The sequence below is a fragment of the Neokomagataea anthophila genome, from assembly GCF_018122595.1.
GTDB lineage: Bacteria > Pseudomonadota > Alphaproteobacteria > Acetobacterales > Acetobacteraceae > Gluconobacter > Gluconobacter anthophilus.
Window position 1 is genome coordinate 1 of the sequence record NZ_JAGRQH010000032.1, and the last position, 299, is coordinate 299.

A 299-nucleotide genomic window follows, 5' to 3' on the forward strand; every position below is an offset into this window, starting at 1 on the left:
TGAATTATTTGTACTGAAAAATCATATTACTTGGATTAAATCGGTTTATGTCGGGGAGAAAACGCACGGGCATTTTAAGACTCTGAATTCCCATGGTTTCGTGAACCGTAATAATGAGCATGTTTATCATTAAAAAAAAACGGGGGGGCCCCGCCCTAAAAAAAAATTTCCCAAAATTGCAGAAAAAAGTGCATTACAAAAAACCATTACCGGGCCCTAAAAAAAGAAACCAAAATTTGAGGAAAAAAAGAAGAAAAAAAAAACACAAAAACAAAAAAAAAAAAAAAAAAAAAAAAAAA

General features: G+C 31.1%; 1 protein-coding gene and 1 pseudogene. Both read left to right on the forward strand.

The features are described from left to right. Positions 1–130 (forward strand): annotated as a pseudogene (locus KB213_RS12905) (DNA-methyltransferase); the annotation flags it as partial. After that, a partial coding sequence (locus tag KB213_RS11980; protein ID WP_211683451.1) for a hypothetical protein occupies positions 120–299 on the forward strand: 180 nt, incomplete at its 3' end. The pseudogene KB213_RS12905 and the gene KB213_RS11980, both read left to right, overlap by 11 nt.